Here is a 21,110-nt window from a genome sequence, read left to right as displayed (position 1 = left end):
CTCCCTGCTTGTCGATGCTGGCATGCCAATCCGGATAAATGAGGTGGTAAAACGGTGATAACCCGTCGTAGAAGTCTTGCACTTAACTTTCCAAATCTGCCTAACAGTATATTACTTTGAATTCCGAATAAGTCCGGCAGGCTCATTCAGAGCACTATGCCCAACTCTCTGTGATCCCACATGAAAACGCTTTTCTTATGCCGCACTCATTGGCCAAAGTCGGAACGGTGGCGAAACCTATCCACATTCGATAGTGGATACTTACGTTTAACCTAATGAAAAAGATAGCTTTTATGTTTAAGCGCGCCGTTTTGGTGGCAAGCTAAGCCCGACACGGGACGTGCGCAACGCCTTGATCTTTTCCGGAAGCCACTTATAACTGTATATACATACAGCCTTATGGCGACGAGGGGAACATGAGTTCGAGCCCTTTCATCCAGACGGTGCGGCAAGCGCTTCGTGTGCGCCATTACGCTCTTCAGACCGAGAAAAGTTACCTGTACTGGATACGGTATTTCATCCGTTTCAACAACTTACGGCATCCAAATACGCTTAGCAACCCTGAGATTGAAGGCTTTCTGACGCATCTGGCCAATGAACGACGTGTGAGTGCCGCCACCCAGAACCAGGCACTCTGTGCGCTGATTTTTATGTATCGTCACGTGTTGAATCAGCCTATTGAGGGGCTGAAGTTTGGCATGGCCAGTCGCCCGAAGTGTTTGCCAACGGTGTTGTCGATGGCCGAGGTTGAGCGCGTGTTGTCTTGTCTCCACGGGGACTACTGGCTCATTACCTGTTTACTCTACGGCGCAGGACTTCGCATCCACGAAGCGCTGCGCTTGAGATTAAAAGACGTGGATCTCGACGGTCGCTCGTTGTTTATTTTTCGCAGTAAACGGCAAAAAGATCGCTATACCTTGCTGCCCCACTGCACGCTCAAGCCATTGCAGGCGCAAATTGAAAGTGTCAAAGCACTGCACCAGGATGACCTGGATAATGGCGAGGGGATGAGTTCGGTGCCGCCAGCACTCTACCGCAAATATCGTGGCACGCTAAAAAGCCCGGCATGGCAATACCTGTTTCCCTCAAGCACGCTCTGCATCCACCCCTACGATGGGTATCTCTGTCGGCATCACAAGCACCACTCCGCCTATGCCAAACAGCTTCGCAAAGCGGTATTGGCGTCCGGCGTATGCAAACGGGTTACGGCGCACACGTTTCGCCACTCCTTCGCCACCCACCTGCTGGCCAACGGAACGGATATTCGTACCGTTCAGACCCTGCTCGGGCACAGTGATCTTCGCACTACGGAGATCTACACTCACGTCGCCGGGCAGCGACATGCCGGGATGCTTAGCCCGGTTGATCGCCTGCTTAGTTAGCGTCCCCATCCAACGGGGGGGCTTATCCCCTCCGCTGGCCGCCGGTGAGCCTATCGGCCCGTCACTCCGTATTGAGACGAAATCATCAACAAGAGATTGTTATGACCCGTACCCTCCTCTGGTTTCAGCAGGACCTCAGGCTCATGGACAACCCCGCCCTGCGCGAAGCGGTTAAGGGCACCCATGAGCTCACCTGCCTGTACTGTGCCGATCCCGCCTTACGCCGCCCGGGGCGTTACCACTGTAAACCGGTAGGGGACTTGCCCTGGCGCTTCATCCTCGATAGCCTCGATGACCTTGCCCGTAGCCTGGTGCAATTCGGGCAGCGTCTGTGGCTCCGCCAGGGCGATCCACTGACGGTCTTGCCGGAGATCATCAAGCAGCGCCAGATTGATCGGGTGGTGGTTTCCGCACCCATCGGCCTTGATGAACGCCGACAGTGGCAAACGCTCATGGAGCGCCACCCCGACGTCGTCTTCGAGGCAGTTCAATCCCACACCCTGTTTCGACTTGACCAACTGCCCTTCTCCCTCGATAACCTGCCTGGCACCTTCAGCCAGTTTCGCAAGGCCATGGAGGCTGTGCCGGTCCGTCCCCACTGCCGGCCGCCGACCGTCCTGCCGCCACCGCCAGGCCGATTGCGTAATGACCCTCTCATCCCGCCCCGTGCTCCCTCCAACAGCCCCTTTCGAGGCGGCGAGAGGCCGGGACGGCGGCACCTCAACCGCTATTTTGCTGGTAGCGCACCGCAAAGTTACAAACAAACCCGAAACGCGCTGGATGACTGGCGGAGTTCGACCAAATTCTCGCCCTGGCTCGCCCGGGGCTGCCTGTCCGCAAGACAGGTCTGGGCGGCACTGTCCCGGCACGAGCACTACCGGGGAGCCAATGAGTCCACGGCGTGGATCCGTTTCGAGCTGCTGTGGCGGGAGTACTTCCAGTGGTACGCCCTGGCCCACGGCAGCAAGCTGTTCGCCTTTACCGGAATACAGAACATCCGCAGACCCACCACCTTTTACGCCGAACGGTTCAGCAAGTGGTGTCGGGGCCAGACCCCTTTCCCCATCGTCAATGCGGCCATGAGCCAGCTCAATGCGACCGGCTATCTCTCCAACCGGGCCCGGCAGATCGTCGCCAGCGCCTTTGTTCACGAACTGGGGTTGGACTGGCGCTACGGAGCGGCCTACTTCCAGCAACAGTTGCTGGATTACGACGTCGCCAGCAACTGGGGAAACTGGCAATACCTGGCAGGCGTCGGCGCAGATCCCCGCGGTTGGCGTCACTTTGACCTCGCCAAGCAGACGGAAATCTACGATCCGGACGGGGCGTTTATCCGCCGCTGGGCACCAACCCAACCGTCTGCGCCACTGGACAGCCATGACGAGGCAGATTGGCCAAGGCGGGCGCCATGAGCCAGGTTCACACCCTGAGGCTGATACTGGGTGACCAGCTCAACGCCCACCACAGCTGGTTTCGCCAACAGGATGACGGCGTGCTCTACCTGATCGCAGAGCTTAAGCAGGAGACAGGGTACGTGCGCCACCACATCCAAAAGCTCTGTGCCTTCTTCGCCGCCATGAAGGGTTTTGCCGATGCGCTGGAAGCCGCAGGGCACAGGGTGCGACACCTCACCCTGGATGACAGCGCCCAGTATGAGGATCTCCCCGCGCTTATCCGTGCCCAGTTACAGGAGAGCGGTGCGCAGCGCTTCGAGTATCAGCGTCCCGATGAATACCGCCTTCTGGCCCAGCTGAGCGATCTCGACCTGCCGGTGGCGGTCCGGCAGGTCGACAGTGAACACTTCCTGCTCCCTTTCGATGAGATCGATGCCCATTTTGAGCGGGGCAAAGCCCACCGGATGGAGCCCTTCTATCGCAAGATGCGAGTTCGCTTTAACCTCCTGATGGCCGATGGTAAGCCCCTGGGGGGCCAGTGGAACTACGACAAGGAGAACCGCCACCGACTACGGGAAGTGGACTGGGCCTCGGTGCCGGAGCCGCTCTGCTTCGCCAACTCGGTCGACGACATCCTGGCACGGCTTGAGCGACACCAGGTCACCTCTATCGGCACCCTGGAGGGCCCGCTACTGTGGCCGGTGAGTCGGGCCCAGGCCCGGGAGCTGCTTGGCCACTTCTGCCGCCACTGCCTGGTGCACTTTGGTCGCTTCCAGGATGCACTCTCCAACCAGGCACCCCATCACTGGAGCCTGTTCCATGCCCGCCTGAGTTTCGCCCTCAATACCAAGATGCTCCATCCGCTGGAGGTGATGGAGGCAGCCATCGACGCATACCAGGAGAACGACGACGTGGACCTGGCCCAGATCGAGGGGTTCGTACGCCAAATTCTCGGCTGGCGCGAGTATATCCGGGGGATCTACTGGGCCAACATGCCCGGCTACGAGCAGCACAACCATTTCGATGCCCGGCGTCCATTGCCCCCCTGGTTCTGGAGCGGTGAGACCCGCATGGCCTGCCTGAAGGATGCCATCGACCAGTCACTTCAATACGCCTACGCCCACCATATCCAGCGGCTGATGATCACCGGCACCTTTGCCCTGCTGTTCGGCGCCGACCCCGACGAGGTGGATGCCTGGTACCTGGGGATCTATATCGATGCCATCGAGTGGGTGGAGCTGCCCAATACCCGGGGGATGAGCCAGTACGGCGATGGTGGCCTGCTGGCGTCCAAGCCCTACGCCGCCAGCGGCAACTACATCAACAAGATGAGTGATTACTGCGCCAGCTGTCACTACGAGGTCGGGGAGAAAGTGGGTGAGCGCGCTTGTCCCTTTAACAGCCTCTATTGGCACTTCATGGAGCGCCACCGCGAGCAACTGGCCAACAATCCTAGGGTCGGGGTGGTCTACCGCAACTGGGACAACCGCGGTGATGAAGAGAGAGACGCCGTGCTGGAACGCGCCCAGTGGTGCCTGGATCACGCCGAGAAACTCTGACCGGCAGAGCCCTGCCCTGCGCGAGGTGCCTCGTTCCGGGGGTCGGCCCCCTATCTATGGCCGCGCTTATCGACAGTCCGGTTTGGTGCCCAGGAACACAACAGCCGGTCCTGGATAGGCTCCCAGTTTGTATAAGCCCAGAACGATCTGGCTTGGCTCCGGCTCTTAGGAACCAGATCCTAGAGCCTCGTTGCTAGCTCCTAGCTCCTAGTTCCTAGTTCCTGGTTCCTGGTTCCTAAGAGCGCCGTGCCCCACTGCGCCCGCTTATCCCCAAAACAGGCGGGGTGAAGCACAATTCGGAACAGTAAGTTAAGAAGTCGAAACCCGGCTTGCGCTCTCGCCTCGGGCAGCGGAAACTGGCAACAGAAACTTATCCAATGCTCTGATAATGATTAAAGGTGGTTATGGTTAACCTCGGCTGGCTGCAAACCTTCTGCACTCTGGTGGAAACGGGCCACTTTACCCGTACGGCGGAGAAACTGGCGATGACGCAGCCCGGCGTCAGCCAGCAGATCCGTAAACTGGAGCGGCACTTCGGCCAGAACCTGCTGCAGCGGGAGGGCAAGGGGTTCACTCTCACCGAGGCGGGAGAACGGGTCTACCAGCAAGCCCAGCAAACCCTGTTTCAACTGGATGCGCTGGAGCAGGGGCTAAAGAGGGACAGTGATATCGAGGGGCGCTGCCGCCTGGCCAGCCCCGGCAGCCTGGGGCTGCGTCTCTACCCGGGGCTGCTGGATCTCCAGGTCGCCCATCCCGGCCTCTGCATCGAGTACGCCTTCGCCCCCAACCACAGCATCGAAACCCAGCTGGCCGGTCGCCAGCTGGACCTTGGGCTGATCACCCGCCCGGCGCAGCTCCCAGAGCTGGCCAGCCGTCCCTTCGCCGAGGAGCCGCTCTACCTGGTGACACCCGCCGATCTGGAACGCCCGGACTGGCTGACCCTGATGGATCTCGGTTACATCGACCACCCGGACGGCGCCCACCACGCCAGCCTGTTGCTAAGCGACAACTTTCCAGAGTTTGAGCAGGTCAGCCAACTGCCCCGTCGGGGCTTCTCCAACCAGATCGGCCTGATTTTGGAGCCGGTGGCCAGGGGACTGGGCTTTACCGTGCTGCCGGCTTACGCGGTAGCGGCCTTTGCCCATCAAGAGGGGATCCGTCATCACCGTCTGACCAACCCGGTATCGGAAACCATCTACCTGGTTCAGCGTCGCCACCAACGCCTGCCCAAGCGCTTCGACCGCATTATCAATACCATGACCCAGCTGCTGGGGGACCACATCCAGTAACCCGGCTCTTAGGAACTAAATAACTGTTCCGAATTGTGCTACACCCTACCGTTCGCGAGGGCAACCTGATGCAGTGGAGCACAAAGCTCTTAGGAACTCGGTTTTAGGCCCTCGTTCCTAAGAGCCGGAGAAAAGCCCAGGGAGCCAAAGCTTTCACGAAAGTGGAGCATATTTAGGAGGTCAGCATTTTGGGTTCAAACGCCGCGGCCATCTCCTCCACAGTGCGTGGTGCCACCTGCTTTTCCAGGCGCTGGATACGCTGCTCCACCTCGCTGAGGGTGAGGGTATTGTCGTCGAGCTGATAGACCTGTTTCTGTGCCAGCGCATAGAAACAGAGCACCTTCAATGCCTCCTCGCTCCCCTTTTCTGCCCGCGCCTCCAAGGATTTGTACTGGCGATAGATGCGATTCATCATCTGCTTGAGCCGCCAGACGTAAAACACCTCGGTCAGGTAGGGGTGGTGACGAAAACGGTGAAGCACAGCACTGCACAGGGCCAGTGCCAGCAACACGCCGATCAGGTTGAGCCCGAAGTTGCCGGTGGAGCCATCAGCCCGGGGCGCGTCATAGCCAAACAGGGTGATCAACAAGCTTCCCAAGGCCACCGAGAGCACAGCCAGGCTAACCACGAAAAGGGTGATTACCCGGTTGACCCGTTGACGATAGCGTCTCTTGTCCACCTCCATTAACTGCATCTCGCGTCTCTCCTCTATCCCGAAAAAAGGCGAGTATACGTCACTACTGCGCCCGGGGCGCCGTTACCCTCGCCAGCGTTTAAAAACACCAGTGAATGTGACCGAACCGGGCATAAATGCGCTTTGCGGTTGCGATCAATGGTGCTGCTGATAGAATCCGCGACCAACATTTATTGAGCTGTATATCTCCGGTGATTTGGACCGGAAGTTTCTACCGCGGGACCTAATCCTGCGACTACAGTCCAATCCCCCTGCCTGGCAGGGCGCCCCGTATGCGGTTCAGTAAATATCCGATGATCAACCGAACAAACAGGTTACGCTGTGAACATCACCACCTTACTGAAACGCGCCGAAAACGGCACGGTGCTCGAATCCACCTTTAAGATCCAGCAACGGGGTTCCACCCTGGGCACCGAGATCTACGCTGGCTTTATCACCTTCCTGGCCATGAGCTACATCCTCGCGGTCAACCCCGCCATTCTCGGTGGCATTGAGGGAATGGACAAAGGCGCGATCTTCAGCGCCACCGCCATCGCCGCCGCCTTCGCCACCCTGGTGATGGGGCTATTCGGCAACTACCCGGTGATGCTCGCCCCGGGCATGAGCATGAACGGCTTTTTCAAGGGGATGCTGCTTTCCGGCTCCGTGGCCCTGGTGTGGCACGAGGCGCTGTTTGGGATCTTCCTCTCCGGACTCATCTACGTGGCGTTCTCCCTTACTCAGGTGCGCAAAACCATGATCGAGGCGATCCCGGAAGATCTGAAGCTCTCCATCACCGTATCGCTGGGCTTTTTCATCTCTTTCCTGGGACTGAAAAACGCAGGGATCGTCGTAGACAACCCCTTCGTCCTGGTGGGCATGGGCGATATCACTCAGCCCCAGGTAGCGATCGCCATGATCAGCCTTCTGGTGGCCCTGGCCTGCATGGTGCGAAACATCAAACTAGCCACTTTCATCGCCTTCCTGGTCTCCTTGCTGCTCTCGCTGACCAGTGATGCCCTGTTGGGAACCCAGTTTGCGCCGCTGCCGGAGCAGTGGATGGCTGCCCCGCCGAGCCTGGCCCCCTCTTTCGGCCAGATCTTCAACTTCGATTCATTCAGCGCTGACAAGCTGCTGGACCTGATGTTTATCGTCATCATCTTCTTTATCATCGACTTCTTCGATGGCCTCTCCACCATCGTCGGCGTAGGCCGCGACGCGGGGATCATCGACAAGGATGGTAAAGTGCCCAACGCCCGCTCAGCCCTGATGGCCGACGCCGGCGGCACCGTGGTCGGAACCGTCCTGGGGACCACCTCCATCACCGCCTACTCCGAGTCCGGCATCGCCTCCTCCCAGGGTGCGCGTACCGGTTTGGCTGCGGTGGTGGTGGCGGGACTCTTCCTGCTGTCCCTGTTCCTCTACCCGGTCTTTTCCCTGTTCTCCACCGCCATCGTCGCCCCTGCGATGATCGTCGTGGGGATCTACATGGTGGGCCACCTCGGTAAAATCCAGTGGGAGAAGCCTGAATCGCGCATCGCCGCCTTCTTTACCCTGATCTTCACCGTGCTCACCTTCTCACCGGCCAACGGCATGGCGATGGGGTTCATTAGCTACGCCTTTACCATGGTGGTGTCCGGTCGTGGCCGCGACGTTCACCCGCTCATTTATGCCCTGTCGGTCATCTTTCTGGCCTACCTGCTGATGCTGTAAACCCTCAAGGAGAATCAAGATGAACCCATTACAACAACGGATTTTGAAAGATGGGGTGGTCAAGAGCGCCAGTGCTCTGGATGCCAGCGGCTTTCTGACCAAGCAGGTGGACGTGGCACTGCTCAATTGGTGCGCCCAGGCCATCGCCGAGCACTACCGGGATGCCGGCATCGACAAGGTGATCACCATCGAGGCCGGCGGGATCGCCATCGGTACCCTGACCGCCCTGGCGCTGAACCTGCCTCTGGTGGTGTGCAAAAAAGCCGCCAGCATCCTCGATAACGACGAGCTCTACACCGAAAGCGTGCAGAGCTTCACCAAGAACACCCAGTACACCCTGACCTGCGATAAGCGCCATCTGCAGGGTGGGGAGCGGGTCCTGTTCGTGGACGATTTTCTCGCCCACGGCCAGGCGTTGCTGGGGATGAAGAGCCTCTGTGATCAGTCCGGCGCCACGCTGGCAGGCCTTGGGATCGTGGTGGAAAAATCGTTCCAGGACGGCCGCGGCATCGCCGACCAACTGGGCCTGCCGCTGCACTCGCTGGCCCGCCTTCATTCCCTGGAAGGGGGGATCTCCTTCGCGGACTGACCCCCGCGGCGAAGGATAAAAAACGCCACGGTGGGGATACTCGCCGTGGCGTTTTTGCATCATTTCGGGCTAGGTTCTAGGTTCTAGGTTCTAAGTTCTAAGTTCTAAGTTCTAGTTGCCGGTTGCCAAGTTCTCGGCTCTGAGCTCCTGCTCTTAGTGCCTAGTACCTAGGCTCTAAGGAACTCGATACTCTCGACCCAGGAACCCCCTCCCCCGCTTTACTGCTTCGAATGCAGGCCGATGGTGTTGCCGTCGGGATCCGTCACCAGGCTAATGAAACCGTACTCCCCGATGGCGATCTTCGGGCGGACTACCTTGCCCCCTGCATCGTTCACCCTGCCCTGCTCCACCGCGCAATCTTCGCACCTGAAGTAAACCATCACGCTGTTGCCACCGGGGGACACGCCCGCCATCTTGCAGATGGCCCCGCCGGCCCCATACGCCTCGTCCACCCAGGGGAAGGCCCACATCTCGGGACTCTGGTCATCCCCGGCGCTGAGCTGCTCCAGGGTGGTCTCAAACACGGTCTGGTAGAAATGTTTGGCCCGCACCATATCGGTAACGTAAATTTCAAACCAGCCCACGGCATTGCTGTTCGCCATCTTCTCTCCTCAACTTCTGCTGACGTAAGACGCCTTTGAGCTTAGCCGAGCCCGATGGGGCGGAGGCGAACGGGGAAGAGTAGGTTCCAGCCACAGGTGCAGGTAGCCTCAGGTGACCGTCACGCAGCGCGGTGATGAAGACGAAGACCGCCCCGGTCCAGTGCGTTTCTCGCCATATGCTGAGGCTACTCAGGGCTTGAGGTAGGCGTAATGCTCCTGCGTTTGAAGACGGATAATTTCGAATGTCCCGGAGGGCACGAGCACGACCCCGGGCAGCACTTGCCCTTTATCGATCTCGCGATATCTCAAGGTGGCGGCACAAACCCGAAACTGGACACCTCGCGCCATCAACGCCTGCACGTCCGAGGCGTAAAGCCGCTGCTGGCGATCCTGCTCACCCTGCAGAAGAAAATCCACACCGGCGGCGTAGGCCACCACCGTGATGGCGATCTGGGGATCCAACTCCAGGTGATCCGCAGCCAGGTGCAGCGCAAAGCGCCCCATGCGGGCATCGTCGATGTGGTACAGGACCCGGTTTTCTGACTCGAAGGTCTCCGCCAGGATCGGCGGCGGCAAAAATCCTGCGATCAGTATCAAGGTAAAGAGAACGGGTTTCATAACAACCTCCACGGCGTATTCAGCCATAGGTAACCATAGTGCCCTATGACCGCGGCTTGGCCGCGCAATGGTTGCAAAGCGTGTCGGTCGAGGATGCCCCTGCGTGGAGAGGAAAAACGTCAAAACCGGGGACAGATCGCCCCCGGTTTTGACCAGGGAGAAACTCAGGAGAACAGGGGTGGCTGAGCCTGGTAACGGCCGGGACGGTGATTGAAACCCAGCACCAGGTTGGTCAGGATCACGCAGAGTGTCGACGCCAACAGGGTCTCGACACTGAACAGTAGCGCGGTGATCAACAGGATAAGCAGGTCCAGACCCATCTGCAGGTAACCGGCACGCAGGCCAAACCTTTCCTGGCCATAGAGCGCCAGCACATTGAAGCCGCCGGCACTGGCATTATGGCGAAACAGCGCCAGCAGCCCCATGCCACAGAAGATCCCACCGATGGCGCCAGCCATCATCGGGGTCAGCCCCTGGAACTCGATGCTGTGGTTGAGAAAGTCCGTCAACCAGGATATCAGGGCTACTGCCACCAGGCTTTTGAGCGTAAACATCCGGCTCATGCGGAACCAGGCCATCAGGTAAAAGGGGGCACTGATGGCGAAAAAGAGCAGGCCAAATCCCAGATCCGTTAATCGATGTACCAGCAGGGCCACACCCGCCACGCCCCCCACCAGGACACCAGTCTGTTTCAACATCACCAGAGCAAAGGAGAGCAACAGGATGCCGATACTCAGGGAAAACAGGTCTTCATACAGCGAGTGGGAGGTGTTCAATGGAGGCCTCAATAAACAGCAGGGCGGATTTTGGCGCCGATCCTAGTGATCCTGGGACAAATAACAATTACGCAAAAAAGCGAATTACTCTGGATAGCACCAACAAAAATCGCAATAACCCCAGACCGAACCAGTCAGGAAGCGGGCGCAGGTGAATGCAGCACCCAAAGCGGCAGATCGTTCCGAATTGATGATTGAAGACAGCTTTCACCTCCACTGTGTCAAGCCAGTGTTCAGCGAGGTTGACAGGCACCCGGTTCTGCCCGCTGCAAGGCCCACTTCAGGCGGACAGCGAGAACCAACGGGCTAATGCGGTACCGGGTAATCCAGCTACAACAACCCGATAACGCTGAGTACACTGTTAAAAAGTCCTGGCAAGGAGTGCCTGGACAGCGCAGGGCCGAGGCCTGCGCCCGCACGGAGCAAGATTGCAGGAGGCAAAGATGAGCGTGATCCCGATGATCAGCAGCCGGCAGGGGTTCTACCAGCCCAGCTGGCAAAGCAAAATGGACAGGATCCGGGCCGTCGACCTGATCGACAGCCGACCCACCCACACCCTCCTCATGAGCCGGGAAACCCTGGCCCGGCAGATCCAGGGCAAACACCTGGTGCTGCTGATTCACGGCTACAACAACAGTTACCGACGGGTCTGTGCCGCCTACCAGAGGATCATCGACCTGATGGCGCAGGCCAACGTCGAGCACGATGCCGTGGTCGGCTACCTCTGGCCCGGTGGGGATAAAGAGCTGGGTTACTGGTCCGCGCGCAGTCGTGCCCGCAGGATCTCACGGCGTATGGGGGACCAACTGGCCTTCTTGACCGCCCACGCGGCCCGGGTGGATATCATGGCTCACAGCATGGGGTGCTACCTGGCCCTGCGTGGGCTGCAAAAAGCCCGTCTGTCGGACCCGGCCAAGCTGGGCAACCTCTACCTGATGGCCGCCGCCGTCAAACGCAACCGGCTCAGCGACGCCCGAGGTTTTGCCCTTCCGGCACAACGGGCCCGGGGAATCTACATATTTCATTCCAAAGAGGACGAAGTGCTCAGGTTCGCCTTTTTCATCGCCGCCGGGGGTGAGAAAGCCCTGGGCTACAGCGGTCCCAAACCCTTCGACACCCTGGTGAGCAATGCCAGGGTGATCGACTGTACCGCTGCGGACTTTGACCACGGCAGTTACTCCAAGCGCAAGGTCACCTTCGAGTTTATCGCCGCCAACCAGGCGCCAGTCACCACCGCGCAACGACACACCTTGAAGGACGACTGAACGGCGCCGCCGCTCTACCGGCGTCACCATGGCAGAACCGACCTGGTGGCGGGCCGAGAGGAGGGCCTTCCGGCAACGGTCCGGTGGCCAAGCGAGTGCCTCCACCTCTGTACTTGGCAGCCTAGATCCTGCACTCGGTGCTGAATATTTCAACGGAACTGGCTTAGGATGGCAACTGCAGGAAAGCCACTTCAAAGAGTACTTATGGATATGTTTAATCACCGTTTTCGTTCGGCGTGCAAAGGACTGACGCTTGGCCTGGTCTCCCTTTTAATCACCGGCACCGTCTCCGCCAGGATATTACCCGGCGAGGAGGCCCGCTTCGTGGTAGGGGACTCCATCTACCACCAGCCGACCATTCTGCCGGAGTCGCAGCGCCGCCCGGATAAAGGGCTGCTGATTCGGAACATCTACATCATCGACGGCACAGGGTCCCCCCCATATGGGCCGGTAGATATCCGGGTCGACAACGACCGTATCACGGCCATCAAATCGGCGCTGGCCGGTGCGGGCGTGGGCGTCTCCCTCGGAGGCGACAGCAATGACGAGGGGATCCGAGTCATTGATGGCAGCGGCAAGTATGTGATGCCGGGCTTCATCGATGCCCACGTCCACACCGATGTTGCCCACCACAGCGACTTCGGCGAAGTGCCGACGGTGGATTACGTCTTCAAGCTGTGGCTGGGCCACGGCATTACCACCGTCCGGGATGTGGGCGCCTTTGGCGGCCTCGGCCAGTACATGGAGTACAAGGAGCTCAGCGAGCAAAACGCCATCATCGCTCCCCGGATGAAGATCTACCCCGCCTACCCCATGGGGATGATCCCCAACCCGGAAACTGCGGCCAACTGGGTCAAGGCGATCAGAAAACGCGGTGCCGATGGGGTGAAACTCTTAGGAGGCCGCGCGGACAACCTGAAAGCGGTGATCGAGACCGCCAACAGCCTGGGGATGAAAACCGCCTTCCACCACCCCCAGGTGGGGGTCAACCAGGCCAACGCCCTGGACTCCGCGCTGTGGGGCAACGCCAGCATTGAGCACTGGTACGGCATTCCCGAGGCGATGTTCGAGGATAAGCGTATCCAGCGCTACTCCCTGGATTACAACTACTCCAACGAGCAGGATCGCTTCGGTGAGGCCGGAACCCTGTGGGCGCAAACTGCCAAGCCCGGTTCCGAGCGCTGGAATGCGCTGATCGACAAGTTCATCGAGCTTAACGTCACCCTGGACCCCACCCTCTCCGTCTACGAAGCCAACCGGGATCTGATGGCGGTCAGCCGCCGGGAGTGGTTCGACGAATTCGTCATTCCCGCCATCGAAGAGGCGTTCCAGCCCAACTACAAGATCCACGGCTCCTACTTCTTCGACTGGACCACCCAGGATGAGATCAACTGGAAAAACAACTTCAACCTCTGGATGGCCTTCGTCAACGACTTCAAGAACCGGGGCGGCCGGGTCACCGTCGGCAGTGACGCCGGCTTCATCTACAACCTGTTCGGCTTTGGCTATGTCCGCGGCCTGGAGATGCTGCAGGAAGCCGGTTTCCACCCACTGGAGGTGATGCAGGCCGCGACCCTAAACGGCGCCGAACTGCTGGGCATGGCCGACGAGGTCGGAACCCTGGCGGTGGGCAAGAAAGCGGACATGGTGATCGTCGAAGAGAACCCGCTGACCAACTTCAAGCTGCTCTACGGCACCGGGCACACCCGACTGAACCTGGAAACCCACCAGCGAGAAAAGGTTGGCGGCGTTCTCTACACCATCAAGGATGGCGTGGTCTACGACGCCAAAGCCCTGCTGGAAGAGGTCAAAGCCACGGTGCGGAAGTTGCGGGCAAAACAGGCCTAGGGCAGCTCACTCGTGGTCTCCAGTAATCCCTTTACACACTGGTCCCTTAGGCTCAGGCCAGATCCATTTTCGGCGTGCTGTTGAAGTAATTACGATACGCCCGGGTAAAACTGGGCTGATCGCGAACATCCACCACCGCTGCAGCAGCCCACAGATCCCGAAGCCCCACCACTTCTGCTCTTCGCCGACTCGGCAGGCCCGAAGCAGAAAAGGCCCGAAGCAAGATTCAGCGCCATCGGTGGCGCGAATGACCAGAGAACACAAACACGGGTGCCGCGATTTGGGGCTTTCCTCCTGCGCATTGTTGTTCATAGTGAAGAGAATGGAACAAAGGGGTTAGAGTGGGTTGGAGCCCGTGCCCAAAGGAGTGCAAAAGTGACAGACGCCAAGCTTGTTGTGATCCTCAAGTGCTGCATCGCCTCAGGTCTTCTCTTGATCCTGCTCGGGATCTACCTCCACAACTTCAGTGACTCGATCGACGCAATGGGCGTCACTGGGATCATCATCAGCGCCGTATGCGTCGCTGTCGGTATGGCCCTGTCGCTGCCAACAAAGATGTACTTAACCTTTATCCTGGTAAAGCGCGAAGCGGACAAAAAACAGACAAAATAATCGTCTGGGGCCTGCCACTGCCAGCGCGATAACCCTCCAAAATAATCTCCGGGCCAGCGACCTTTAGAACTGCTTCACCGTTAACCGTAAAGGGCTCTCTCACCAGTACAGTGGGCAACCGGCATGGTCTACAGAGAGCCAAAGTTCAGGATCGGATTACAGAGGCCAGGGATTTTGCTCATGAATAACCTAAATTTTTTCATCAGTATAGGAGTGGACACATAAATCTCCTGCCGATTGAATAACCTGAATTTTATTTTAATCAGACTTTAAGAACTTGATGCATGTCAAAGAGACAAGGGTAGAGCTGCTATCTTGATGCACGCTTTACTATTATTTGTAGAGGCGCTCGATAGGGAGGCGCGAGACAGGTGTACCACTGTCCGGGAGGGATGTGTGCGCATGTAATCCCGCCAAGCGGAAATCATGCGCTGCAAAATTATCAACCGGGGGTTAAGATGAAAAGTATAACCACTCACTGATATATGCATGTCTATTTGGCACATTGAGCATACACACTCAAGCGCTCTGTGCAGAATCTTTGGAATGTGGCACCGTGGTCACAGATGACATCACTCTCACAGGAGATTTGCTAGGTTGCAATATTGGGCTGGTTGTAGGCAAGAGCAATATAACCATTGATGGGGCAGGCCATACCCTTAGCGGTAATTGCGCAAACCCGGCTAACTGCGGTGCAACCTATGGATACGGAGTACAACTGTACAACTACGATGGCGTTACAATTAAAAACTTGGTGATCAAAGGGTTTGGCGGAGGCGTAAGCCTGTATCAAACCGAAGGGAGCACTATCAGAGACAATGCTATTATCGATTCTAATATCGCTGTGCGCGTGGCTGGTGCGGAGTCCGAAAAGAATATTATAATAAATAACGATTTCAAACATAACCACCAAGCGATAAGATTAGTATTCGACACTCATGACAACACCATTATCTCTAACAATATATATGACACTATCGCAAATGCGATAAATATAGATTCAAATGGGAATCAGATAGAAAAAAACTATCTTTCAGGGAATGCATGGGGAATTTCGCTTTATGATTCGGATGACAACCTTATTCTGAACAACAGAATACTCAACACAAGGGGAGACGCGATAAAATTAACTAACCATTCATCTACAAACACCATTTTGAGGAATACGGTGAAGTACAGCAGGAATGGCTACTACACTGATTTTCTCAGCGAGAGTAACCATTTCATTAATAACAAATCATTTTATAGTGATGAGTATGGGATGTGGGATGAGACTGGCGGAGGCACGGGTACGGCAGGTACGGATAACTTCTACAGCAACAACAAGTGCAAGTCTGATGTAGATTCAATGCCTGCAGGCCTGTGTAAATAATGCACCGCCCGCCCTTTCGCCGACTCGGTGGGCCCGCAGCGCAGAGGCCTTAAACCGGAGTGAGCGCCATGGATGGCGCGAATGGCCAGTCGAGCAGGGGTTAACGCCGTAAGGCGTAAACGCGAAGTCAAGGATGACTAAGCCGGGCTTTTGAACGAAGCATGGACGGCACAGTGAAAAAGCGAGTCTAGCTTGTCCCGCCGCGTAGGCCTTGAAAGCACAGGCGCTTGCCCACCGCCGGTGGCATAGGTTGTTGGGAAGCCCCTGACCGGGCACCGGGCCGCGCCCGGCCAGTCAATTGACGGGCCACCACAAATCCGCCACTGCGCCAGCGGCCCGGCAAACTCAAAGCCCCACCGTTTTTTCGCTTCGCCGAGTCGGAGTTGCGCAACGAAGCACTGAGGCCAAATTCGTGCGTTCCAAAGAGACCTGTGATCACTTATTGAGCAGCAGATATCCAATAGCAGCGCACTTTTTGAACCGACCGATGGTTTTGTGTTCAACGCAGGTGAGTTTTATATGATTTTGCTAATACTTGATAAAACGCTCGTTAAGAAAAAGCCTTTTTTTTATCTTTTGGATGATTAGACTAGAGAGTCGCGTTAAAGGTTATTTGCGGACAAAAAATGGAAAACATAATAAGAACAACAGAAGCAACAAAAACAACAAAAATTCCACATACCCTTATTTTACTCCTAGGCATGATGCTAGTGGCGTATATCGCCACATGGTTAGTGCCTCAGGGGGCGTTCGAGATGGTGGCTAACGATTCCGGTCGCCTGTCGGTTGTGCCAGGGACCTACCAGATCGTTGAAAGCACCGCCAACCTGACTCCATGGGACCTGTTGCAGGTGATCCCAAGGGCCTTTGCAGCGGCGCAAGACGTGATCTTCTTTGTTTTGATCGTCGGTGGGGTGTTGGCGGTGGCGCGGGCCACCGGCACCGTGGATGCCTTGATCGGCCGTATGTTGGAGCGTTTTGGTGACTCGCCGCAAAAGCTGATCTTCGCGGTGGTGTTTGTCTTTGCAATGGCCTCCAGCAGCATCGGCACTGCTGGGGAGTACATTCCCTTTGTGCTGATCTTGGTGGCCTTGTGTAAAGCGATGAAACTGGACGCCATGACCGCGGTAGGGATGATCGTCGCCGGTTATGGGATCGGCTACGGTGTATCGGCGTTTAACCCCTTTACTGTCCTGATCGCCCAGCAGATCGCCGAGATCCCGGTGTACTCTGGGATCTGGCTGCGCTTCGCTATTTTCCTCCCCTTTGTGTTGATCGGCTTTCACCACGTTTGGCAATACACCCAACGGGTTCAGAAAGCGCCACACACCTCTATGATGGCCGGGATCCCCTGTCCACTGGATAACAAGCCAGTGCACACCTACCCGCAGTTAAACGGCCGCCATAAACTGATTTTGGCCAGTTTTGTCGCGGCCCTGGCCATTGCCGTGACCGGGATCGCCACTCAAGGCTGGTATCTGTACGAGCTGGGTGCGGTGTTTATTGCCTGGGGGATCGTAACCGCCGTTATCGGTGGTCTGGGGGCCGATAAAGCGGCCAACAAATTCATCGAAGGGACGTCCGAGTTGGTGATGACGGCGGTGCTGATCGGGGTGGCCCGCGGCATTGCCCTGGTGATGGAGGATGGCCAGATCCTGCACACCTTGGTGCACGCCATGAGCATGCCGTTGTCTCACGTCAGTGCCGAGCTGTCGGCGGTGGGGATGCTGGTGATCCAAACCGTGCTTAACACCTTTATCCCCTCTGGCTCCGGCCAAGCTTACGTCACCATGCCCCTGATGGCGCCGCTGGGCGATCTGGTTGGTGTGCCTCGCCAAGTCGCCGTATTGGCTTACCAGTTTGGTGATGGCTTCTCCAATATGATCATTCCGACCAATGCTGTATTGATGGGGATCATCGGTATGGCGGGCGTACCCTACAGCCAGTGGTTTAAATTCTGCCTGCCCCTGCTGGCCAAGCTGATGCTGGCCTCCGCCCTGGTGCTGGTGGCCGCGACCCTGTTTGGCTATGGCCTGGACGTTCAACCGCAGATCAGTGCGGTGGTAGAGGCGGCCAACGGCTAACCCAAAGCCCGGGAGCGGCTATCAGTGCCGCTCCCGACTCACTCTGGCAGCCCCTTAAACCACACCCACGGCGCCAGCCATCCCCTACTCTCAACCAACGCACATTAAAAAAGCCCTGAGCTCAATGCTCAGGGCTTTTTCCTTTGGCCGTTAGGCCGCTAAATCAACTGGACTCACTCGACGAGCTTATTCCCACTCGATGGTCGCCGGCGGCTTGCCGGAGATGTCGTAAACCACCCGGGAGATCCCGTCGACCTCGTTGATGATGCGGTTGGAGACCCGGCCCAGGAACTCGTAGGGCAGATGGGCCCATACGGCAGTCATGAAATCGATGGTTTCCACCGCACGCAGGCTCACCACCCAGTCGTACTTGCGGCCATCGCCCATTACGCCCACAGAGCGTACCGGCAGGAAGACGGTAAAGGCCTGGGACACCTTGTCGTAGAGCTGCGCCTTGTGCAGCTCTTCGATGAAGATGGCGTCGGCACGGCGCAACAGGTCGCAGTACTCCTTCTTCACCTCGCCGAGGACGCGCACACCCAGACCCGGCCCCGGGAAGGGGTGACGGTAGAGCATGTTGTAGGGCAGACCCAGTTCCAGGCCGATCTTGCGCACCTCGTCCTTGAACAGCTCGGTGAGCGGCTCCACCAGACCCAGCTCCATATCTTCCGGCAGGCCACCCACGTTGTGGTGCGACTTGATCACATGGGCCTTGCCAGTGGCGGCGCCAGCGGATTCGATCACATCCGGATAGATGGTGCCTTGGGCCAGCCACTTCACGTCCTGGATCTTGGATGCTTCTTCGTCGAATACCTCGATGAAGGTGTGGCCGATCGCCTTACGCTTGGCTTCCGGGTCAGCCACCCCTTCCAGGGCAGCCAGGAAGCGCTGCTCCGCATCGACGCGAACGATGTTGAGGCCGAAGTGATCACCGAACATCTCCATCACCTGGTCGCCCTCGTTGAGGCGCAGCAGGCCGTTGTCAACGAAGACGCAGGTGAGCTGGTCACCGATGGCACGGTGCAGCAGCATCGCCACCACGGAGGAGTCGACACCACCGGAGAGGCCCAGGATCACCTTGTCCTGGCCCACTTTGTCCTTGATGCGGGCGATGGCGTCATCGATGATCGCCTCGGAGGTCCACTTGGCTTCGCAGCCACAAATGGTCAGCACGAAGTGCTCCAGCATCCGCTTGCCCTGCTTGGTGTGGGTCACTTCCGGGTGGAACTGCACACCGTAGAAGCGGCGGGATTCATCCGCCATGGCGGCGAAGGGACAGGTTTCGGTCTTGGCCACCTGCACGAACCCCTCGGGGAGGGTGGTCACCTTGTCACCGTGGCTCATCCACACGTCCAGCAACGCGTTGCCATCTTCGGCAATGGCGTCCTCGATGTTGGCGAACAGCTGGGTCGCTTCCAGCACCTCGACCTGGGCGTAACCGAACTCCTTCTTGTCAGAGCAGGAAACCTTGCCACCGAGCTGTTCGGCCATGGTCTGCATGCCGTAACAGACACCCAGTACCGGCACGCCGGCGTTGAACACGTACTCCGGTGCCCGGGGGGAGTTGGCTTCGGCCACGGACTCCGGGCCGCCCGAGAGGATGATCCCGGTGGGGTTGAACTCACGGATCTGCGCTTCGGTGACATCCCAGCCCCAAAGTTCACAGTAGACGCCGATCTCCCGGGTACGTCGGGCCACCAGCTGGGTGTACTGGGAGCCGAAGTCCAGGATCAGGATGCGGTGGTCATGAATGTTGCTCATGAGGGTACTTCTCTTGTTATCAGATATTAAACAGGCATGAGCTGTGCTCATGCCTGTCGTAGGATTGGAAGGGCTTAGCCCAGACGATAGTTCGGGGCTTCCTTGGTGATGGTCACGTCATGGACGTGACTCTCCTTGATGCCGGCCCCGGAGATGCGAACAAACTCCGCCTTGGTACGCAGCTCCTCGATGGTGGCACAACCGGTCAGCCCCATGCAGGAGCGCAGGCCGCCCATCTGCTGGTGGATGATGGACTTGAGGTGCCCCTTGTAGGGGATCCGCCCTTCGATCCCTTCCGGCACCATCTTGTCTGCGGCGTTATCGCTCTGGAAGTAGCGGTCTGAGGAACCCTTGCTCATGGCGGCGACGGAGCCCATGCCACGGTAGGATTTGAATGCCCGGCCCTGGTAGAGCTCGGTTTCCCCAGGGGACTCCTCGGTACCGGCGAACATGCCACCGGCCATGATGCAGGAAGCGCCGGCCGCCAAGGCCTTGGCGATATCACCGGAGAAGCGGATGCCGCCGTCGGCGATCACCGGAATGCCGTACTGGTCCGCTACCGAGGCGGCCTCATTGACCGCGGTGATCTGCGGGACGCCCACACCGGTAACGATTCGGGTGGTGCAGATGGAGCCCGGGCCGATCCCCACCTTGACGGCATCCACGCCGGCGTCGATCAGCGCCTTGGCACCTTCGGCGGTCGCCACGTTACCGCCGATGATCTGCACCTGGGGGAAGGCGGCGCGGGTTTCGCGGATCCGCTGCAGGACCCCTTCGGAGTGACCGTGGGAGGAGTCGATCAGGATAACATCGGCACCGGCCGCCACCAGGGCAGCAACCCGCTCCTCGTTGCCGGCACCGGCCCCGACGGCCGCGCCACAGCGCAGGCGGCCCAGTTCATCCTTACAGGCGTTGGGCTTCTCTTCCGCTTTTTGGAAGTCCTTGACGGTGATCATCCCCTTGAGCTTGTAGGCCTCATCCACCACCAGCACCTTCTCGATGCGGTTCTTGTGCATCAGGGCCTGGGCTTCGATAAGGGGGGAACCTTCGATAACAGTCACCAGACGCGCCTTGGGGGTCATCATCTCGGCAACCACTGCATCCGGGTTGGTGGCGAAGCGCACGTCACGACCGGTGATGATCCCAACCAGCTCCTGCTCATGGGTTACCACCGGGAAACCGGCGAAGCCGTGCTGTTCATGCATCTCACGCAGCTCGCGCATGGTCACATCCGGGGTTACAGTCACCGGATCCTGCACGATACCTGCCTCGTACTTCTTCACTTTACGAACCTCGGCAGCCTGCTGCTCGATGCTCATGTTCTTGTGAATAAAGCCCATCCCCCCCTCCTGGGCCATGGCGATCGCCAGGCGCGCTTCGGTCACTGTGTCCATGGCGGCGGACAGCAGGGGCACATTGAGGCGGATGGTTTTGGTCAGTTGGGTGCCAAGGTTGGCGGTGTTAGGCAGAACGGTCGAGTGGGCAGGGACGAGCAATACATCGTCGAAGGTCAGGGCTTCTTGCTTGATACGTAGCATGGCAACATTCCACCTAAGAGGTTAGCGTGTGAGGA

General features: G+C 58.3%; 17 protein-coding genes and 1 riboswitch. Of the genes, 11 read left to right on the top strand and 6 right to left on the bottom strand.

Translation table 11 applies throughout. The features are described from left to right. The first annotated feature begins 416 nt into the window (after window positions 1–416). The 4 genes from ABD997_RS09015 (at window position 417) to ABD997_RS09000 (ending at window position 5,624) form a co-directional block, all read left to right on the top strand. Window positions 417–1,382 (top strand): integron integrase, encoded by a 966-nt coding sequence (locus ABD997_RS09015; RefSeq protein ID WP_345316680.1) that lies wholly within the window; start codon window positions 417–419, stop codon window positions 1,380–1,382. 101 nt (window positions 1,383–1,483) lie between these two features. Next, on the top strand, window positions 1,484–2,794 hold the full coding sequence (locus ABD997_RS09010) for a DASH family cryptochrome (RefSeq protein WP_345316679.1): 1,311 nt from the start codon (window positions 1,484–1,486) through the stop codon (window positions 2,792–2,794). Next, entirely contained in the window at window positions 2,791–4,335 is a 1,545-nt protein-coding gene (locus tag ABD997_RS09005; protein ID WP_345316678.1) for a cryptochrome/photolyase family protein, read from the top strand. Before ABD997_RS09010 ends, ABD997_RS09005 begins: the two co-directional genes overlap by 4 nt. A gap of 404 nt (window positions 4,336–4,739) precedes the next feature. Further along, window positions 4,740–5,624, top strand: a complete 885-nt coding sequence (locus ABD997_RS09000) for a LysR family transcriptional regulator (RefSeq protein ID WP_345316683.1) — start codon at window positions 4,740–4,742, stop codon at window positions 5,622–5,624. Between the two features lie 172 nt (window positions 5,625–5,796). Here ABD997_RS09000 and ABD997_RS08995 read toward each other — a convergent pair whose 3' ends face one another. Further along, the gene (locus ABD997_RS08995; RefSeq protein WP_345316677.1) at window positions 5,797–6,318 is read right to left on the bottom strand and encodes a DUF3087 family protein; all 522 of its coding nucleotides are present in this window, start codon (window positions 6,316–6,318) and stop codon (window positions 5,797–5,799) included. Window positions 6,319–6,476: 158 nt separating this feature from the next. Continuing rightward, window positions 6,477–6,576, top strand: a riboswitch (purine riboswitch). Between the two features lie 63 nt (window positions 6,577–6,639). Between ABD997_RS08995 and ABD997_RS08990 the strand changes: the two genes are divergently transcribed. Continuing rightward, on the top strand, window positions 6,640–8,010 hold the full coding sequence (locus tag ABD997_RS08990; protein WP_345316676.1) for an NCS2 family permease: 1,371 nt from the start codon (window positions 6,640–6,642) through the stop codon (window positions 8,008–8,010). A 19-nt stretch (window positions 8,011–8,029) separates the two neighbouring features. Then, entirely contained in the window at window positions 8,030–8,599 is a 570-nt protein-coding gene (locus tag ABD997_RS08985) for a xanthine phosphoribosyltransferase (RefSeq protein WP_345316675.1), read from the top strand. Between the two features lie 218 nt (window positions 8,600–8,817). Here ABD997_RS08985 and ABD997_RS08980 read toward each other — a convergent pair whose 3' ends face one another. The 3 genes from ABD997_RS08980 to ABD997_RS08970 form a co-directional block, all read right to left on the bottom strand. Next, entirely contained in the window at window positions 8,818–9,201 is a 384-nt protein-coding gene (locus tag ABD997_RS08980; RefSeq protein ID WP_345316674.1) for a VOC family protein, read from the bottom strand. Between the two features lie 189 nt (window positions 9,202–9,390). After that, window positions 9,391–9,819, bottom strand: a complete 429-nt coding sequence (locus ABD997_RS08975) for a DsrE family protein (RefSeq protein WP_345316673.1) — start codon at window positions 9,817–9,819, stop codon at window positions 9,391–9,393. Between the two features lie 164 nt (window positions 9,820–9,983). After that, entirely contained in the window at window positions 9,984–10,595 is a 612-nt protein-coding gene (locus ABD997_RS08970) for a YitT family protein (protein ID WP_345316672.1), read from the bottom strand. Between the two features lie 443 nt (window positions 10,596–11,038). Between ABD997_RS08970 and ABD997_RS08965 the strand changes: the two genes are divergently transcribed. The 5 genes from ABD997_RS08965 to ABD997_RS08945 all read left to right on the top strand — a co-directional run bounded on the left by ABD997_RS08965 (window position 11,039) and on the right by ABD997_RS08945 (window position 17,776). Then, complete coding sequence (locus ABD997_RS08965; RefSeq protein ID WP_345316671.1) at window positions 11,039–11,860, top strand: alpha/beta hydrolase; 822 nt, start codon at window positions 11,039–11,041, stop codon at window positions 11,858–11,860. 204 nt (window positions 11,861–12,064) lie between these two features. After that, window positions 12,065–13,708: an amidohydrolase family protein gene (locus ABD997_RS08960; protein WP_345316670.1), complete on the top strand. Its 1,644-nt coding sequence runs from the start codon at window positions 12,065–12,067 to the stop codon at window positions 13,706–13,708. Window positions 13,709–14,083: 375 nt separating this feature from the next. Further along, window positions 14,084–14,320: a hypothetical protein gene (locus ABD997_RS08955; protein ID WP_345316669.1), complete on the top strand. Its 237-nt coding sequence runs from the start codon at window positions 14,084–14,086 to the stop codon at window positions 14,318–14,320. Between the two features lie 556 nt (window positions 14,321–14,876). Then, window positions 14,877–15,692: a right-handed parallel beta-helix repeat-containing protein gene (locus ABD997_RS08950; RefSeq protein WP_345316668.1), complete on the top strand. Its 816-nt coding sequence runs from the start codon at window positions 14,877–14,879 to the stop codon at window positions 15,690–15,692. A 626-nt stretch (window positions 15,693–16,318) separates the two neighbouring features. Next, on the top strand, window positions 16,319–17,776 hold the full coding sequence (locus tag ABD997_RS08945; RefSeq protein ID WP_345316667.1) for a YfcC family protein: 1,458 nt from the start codon (window positions 16,319–16,321) through the stop codon (window positions 17,774–17,776). Between the two features lie 186 nt (window positions 17,777–17,962). Here ABD997_RS08945 and guaA read toward each other — a convergent pair whose 3' ends face one another. Together guaA and guaB are read right to left on the bottom strand one after the other, a co-directional pair. Further along, window positions 17,963–19,537: a glutamine-hydrolyzing GMP synthase gene (gene guaA, locus ABD997_RS08940; protein ID WP_345316666.1), complete on the bottom strand. Its 1,575-nt coding sequence runs from the start codon at window positions 19,535–19,537 to the stop codon at window positions 17,963–17,965. Between the two features lie 74 nt (window positions 19,538–19,611). After that, window positions 19,612–21,075 (bottom strand): IMP dehydrogenase, encoded by a 1,464-nt coding sequence (gene guaB, locus ABD997_RS08935; RefSeq protein WP_345316665.1) that lies wholly within the window; start codon window positions 21,073–21,075, stop codon window positions 19,612–19,614. Window positions 21,076–21,110 lie beyond the last annotated feature (35 nt).

Source organism: Ferrimonas gelatinilytica (genome assembly GCF_039544205.1).
In the GTDB taxonomy this organism is placed as follows: Bacteria; Pseudomonadota; Gammaproteobacteria; order Enterobacterales; family Shewanellaceae; genus Ferrimonas; species Ferrimonas gelatinilytica.
This window is presented reverse-complemented; position numbering and strand designations above follow the sequence as displayed.

What these genes read in the sequence shown, in the direction of transcription:
- ABD997_RS08975 (WP_345316673.1), bottom strand. Translation starts at nt 9,819, where the DNA reads ATGAAACCCGTTCTCTTTACCTTGATACTGATCGCAGGATTTTTGCCG.
- ABD997_RS08995 (WP_345316677.1), bottom strand. Translation starts at nt 6,318, where the DNA reads ATGCAGTTAATGGAGGTGGACAAGAGACGCTATCGTCAACGGGTCAAC.
- ABD997_RS09015 (WP_345316680.1), top strand. Translation starts at nt 417, where the DNA reads ATGAGTTCGAGCCCTTTCATCCAGACGGTGCGGCAAGCGCTTCGTGTG.
- ABD997_RS09010 (WP_345316679.1), top strand. Translation starts at nt 1,484, where the DNA reads ATGACCCGTACCCTCCTCTGGTTTCAGCAGGACCTCAGGCTCATGGAC.
- ABD997_RS08985 (WP_345316675.1), top strand. Translation starts at nt 8,030, where the DNA reads ATGAACCCATTACAACAACGGATTTTGAAAGATGGGGTGGTCAAGAGC.
- ABD997_RS08980 (WP_345316674.1), bottom strand. Translation starts at nt 9,201, where the DNA reads ATGGCGAACAGCAATGCCGTGGGCTGGTTTGAAATTTACGTTACCGAT.
- guaA (WP_345316666.1), bottom strand. Translation starts at nt 19,537, where the DNA reads ATGAGCAACATTCATGACCACCGCATCCTGATCCTGGACTTCGGCTCC.
- ABD997_RS08960 (WP_345316670.1), top strand. Translation starts at nt 12,065, where the DNA reads ATGGATATGTTTAATCACCGTTTTCGTTCGGCGTGCAAAGGACTGACG.
- ABD997_RS08945 (WP_345316667.1), top strand. Translation starts at nt 16,319, where the DNA reads ATGGAAAACATAATAAGAACAACAGAAGCAACAAAAACAACAAAAATT.
- ABD997_RS09005 (WP_345316678.1), top strand. Translation starts at nt 2,791, where the DNA reads ATGAGCCAGGTTCACACCCTGAGGCTGATACTGGGTGACCAGCTCAAC.
- ABD997_RS09000 (WP_345316683.1), top strand. Translation starts at nt 4,740, where the DNA reads ATGGTTAACCTCGGCTGGCTGCAAACCTTCTGCACTCTGGTGGAAACG.
- ABD997_RS08965 (WP_345316671.1), top strand. Translation starts at nt 11,039, where the DNA reads ATGAGCGTGATCCCGATGATCAGCAGCCGGCAGGGGTTCTACCAGCCC.
- guaB (WP_345316665.1), bottom strand. Translation starts at nt 21,075, where the DNA reads ATGCTACGTATCAAGCAAGAAGCCCTGACCTTCGACGATGTATTGCTC.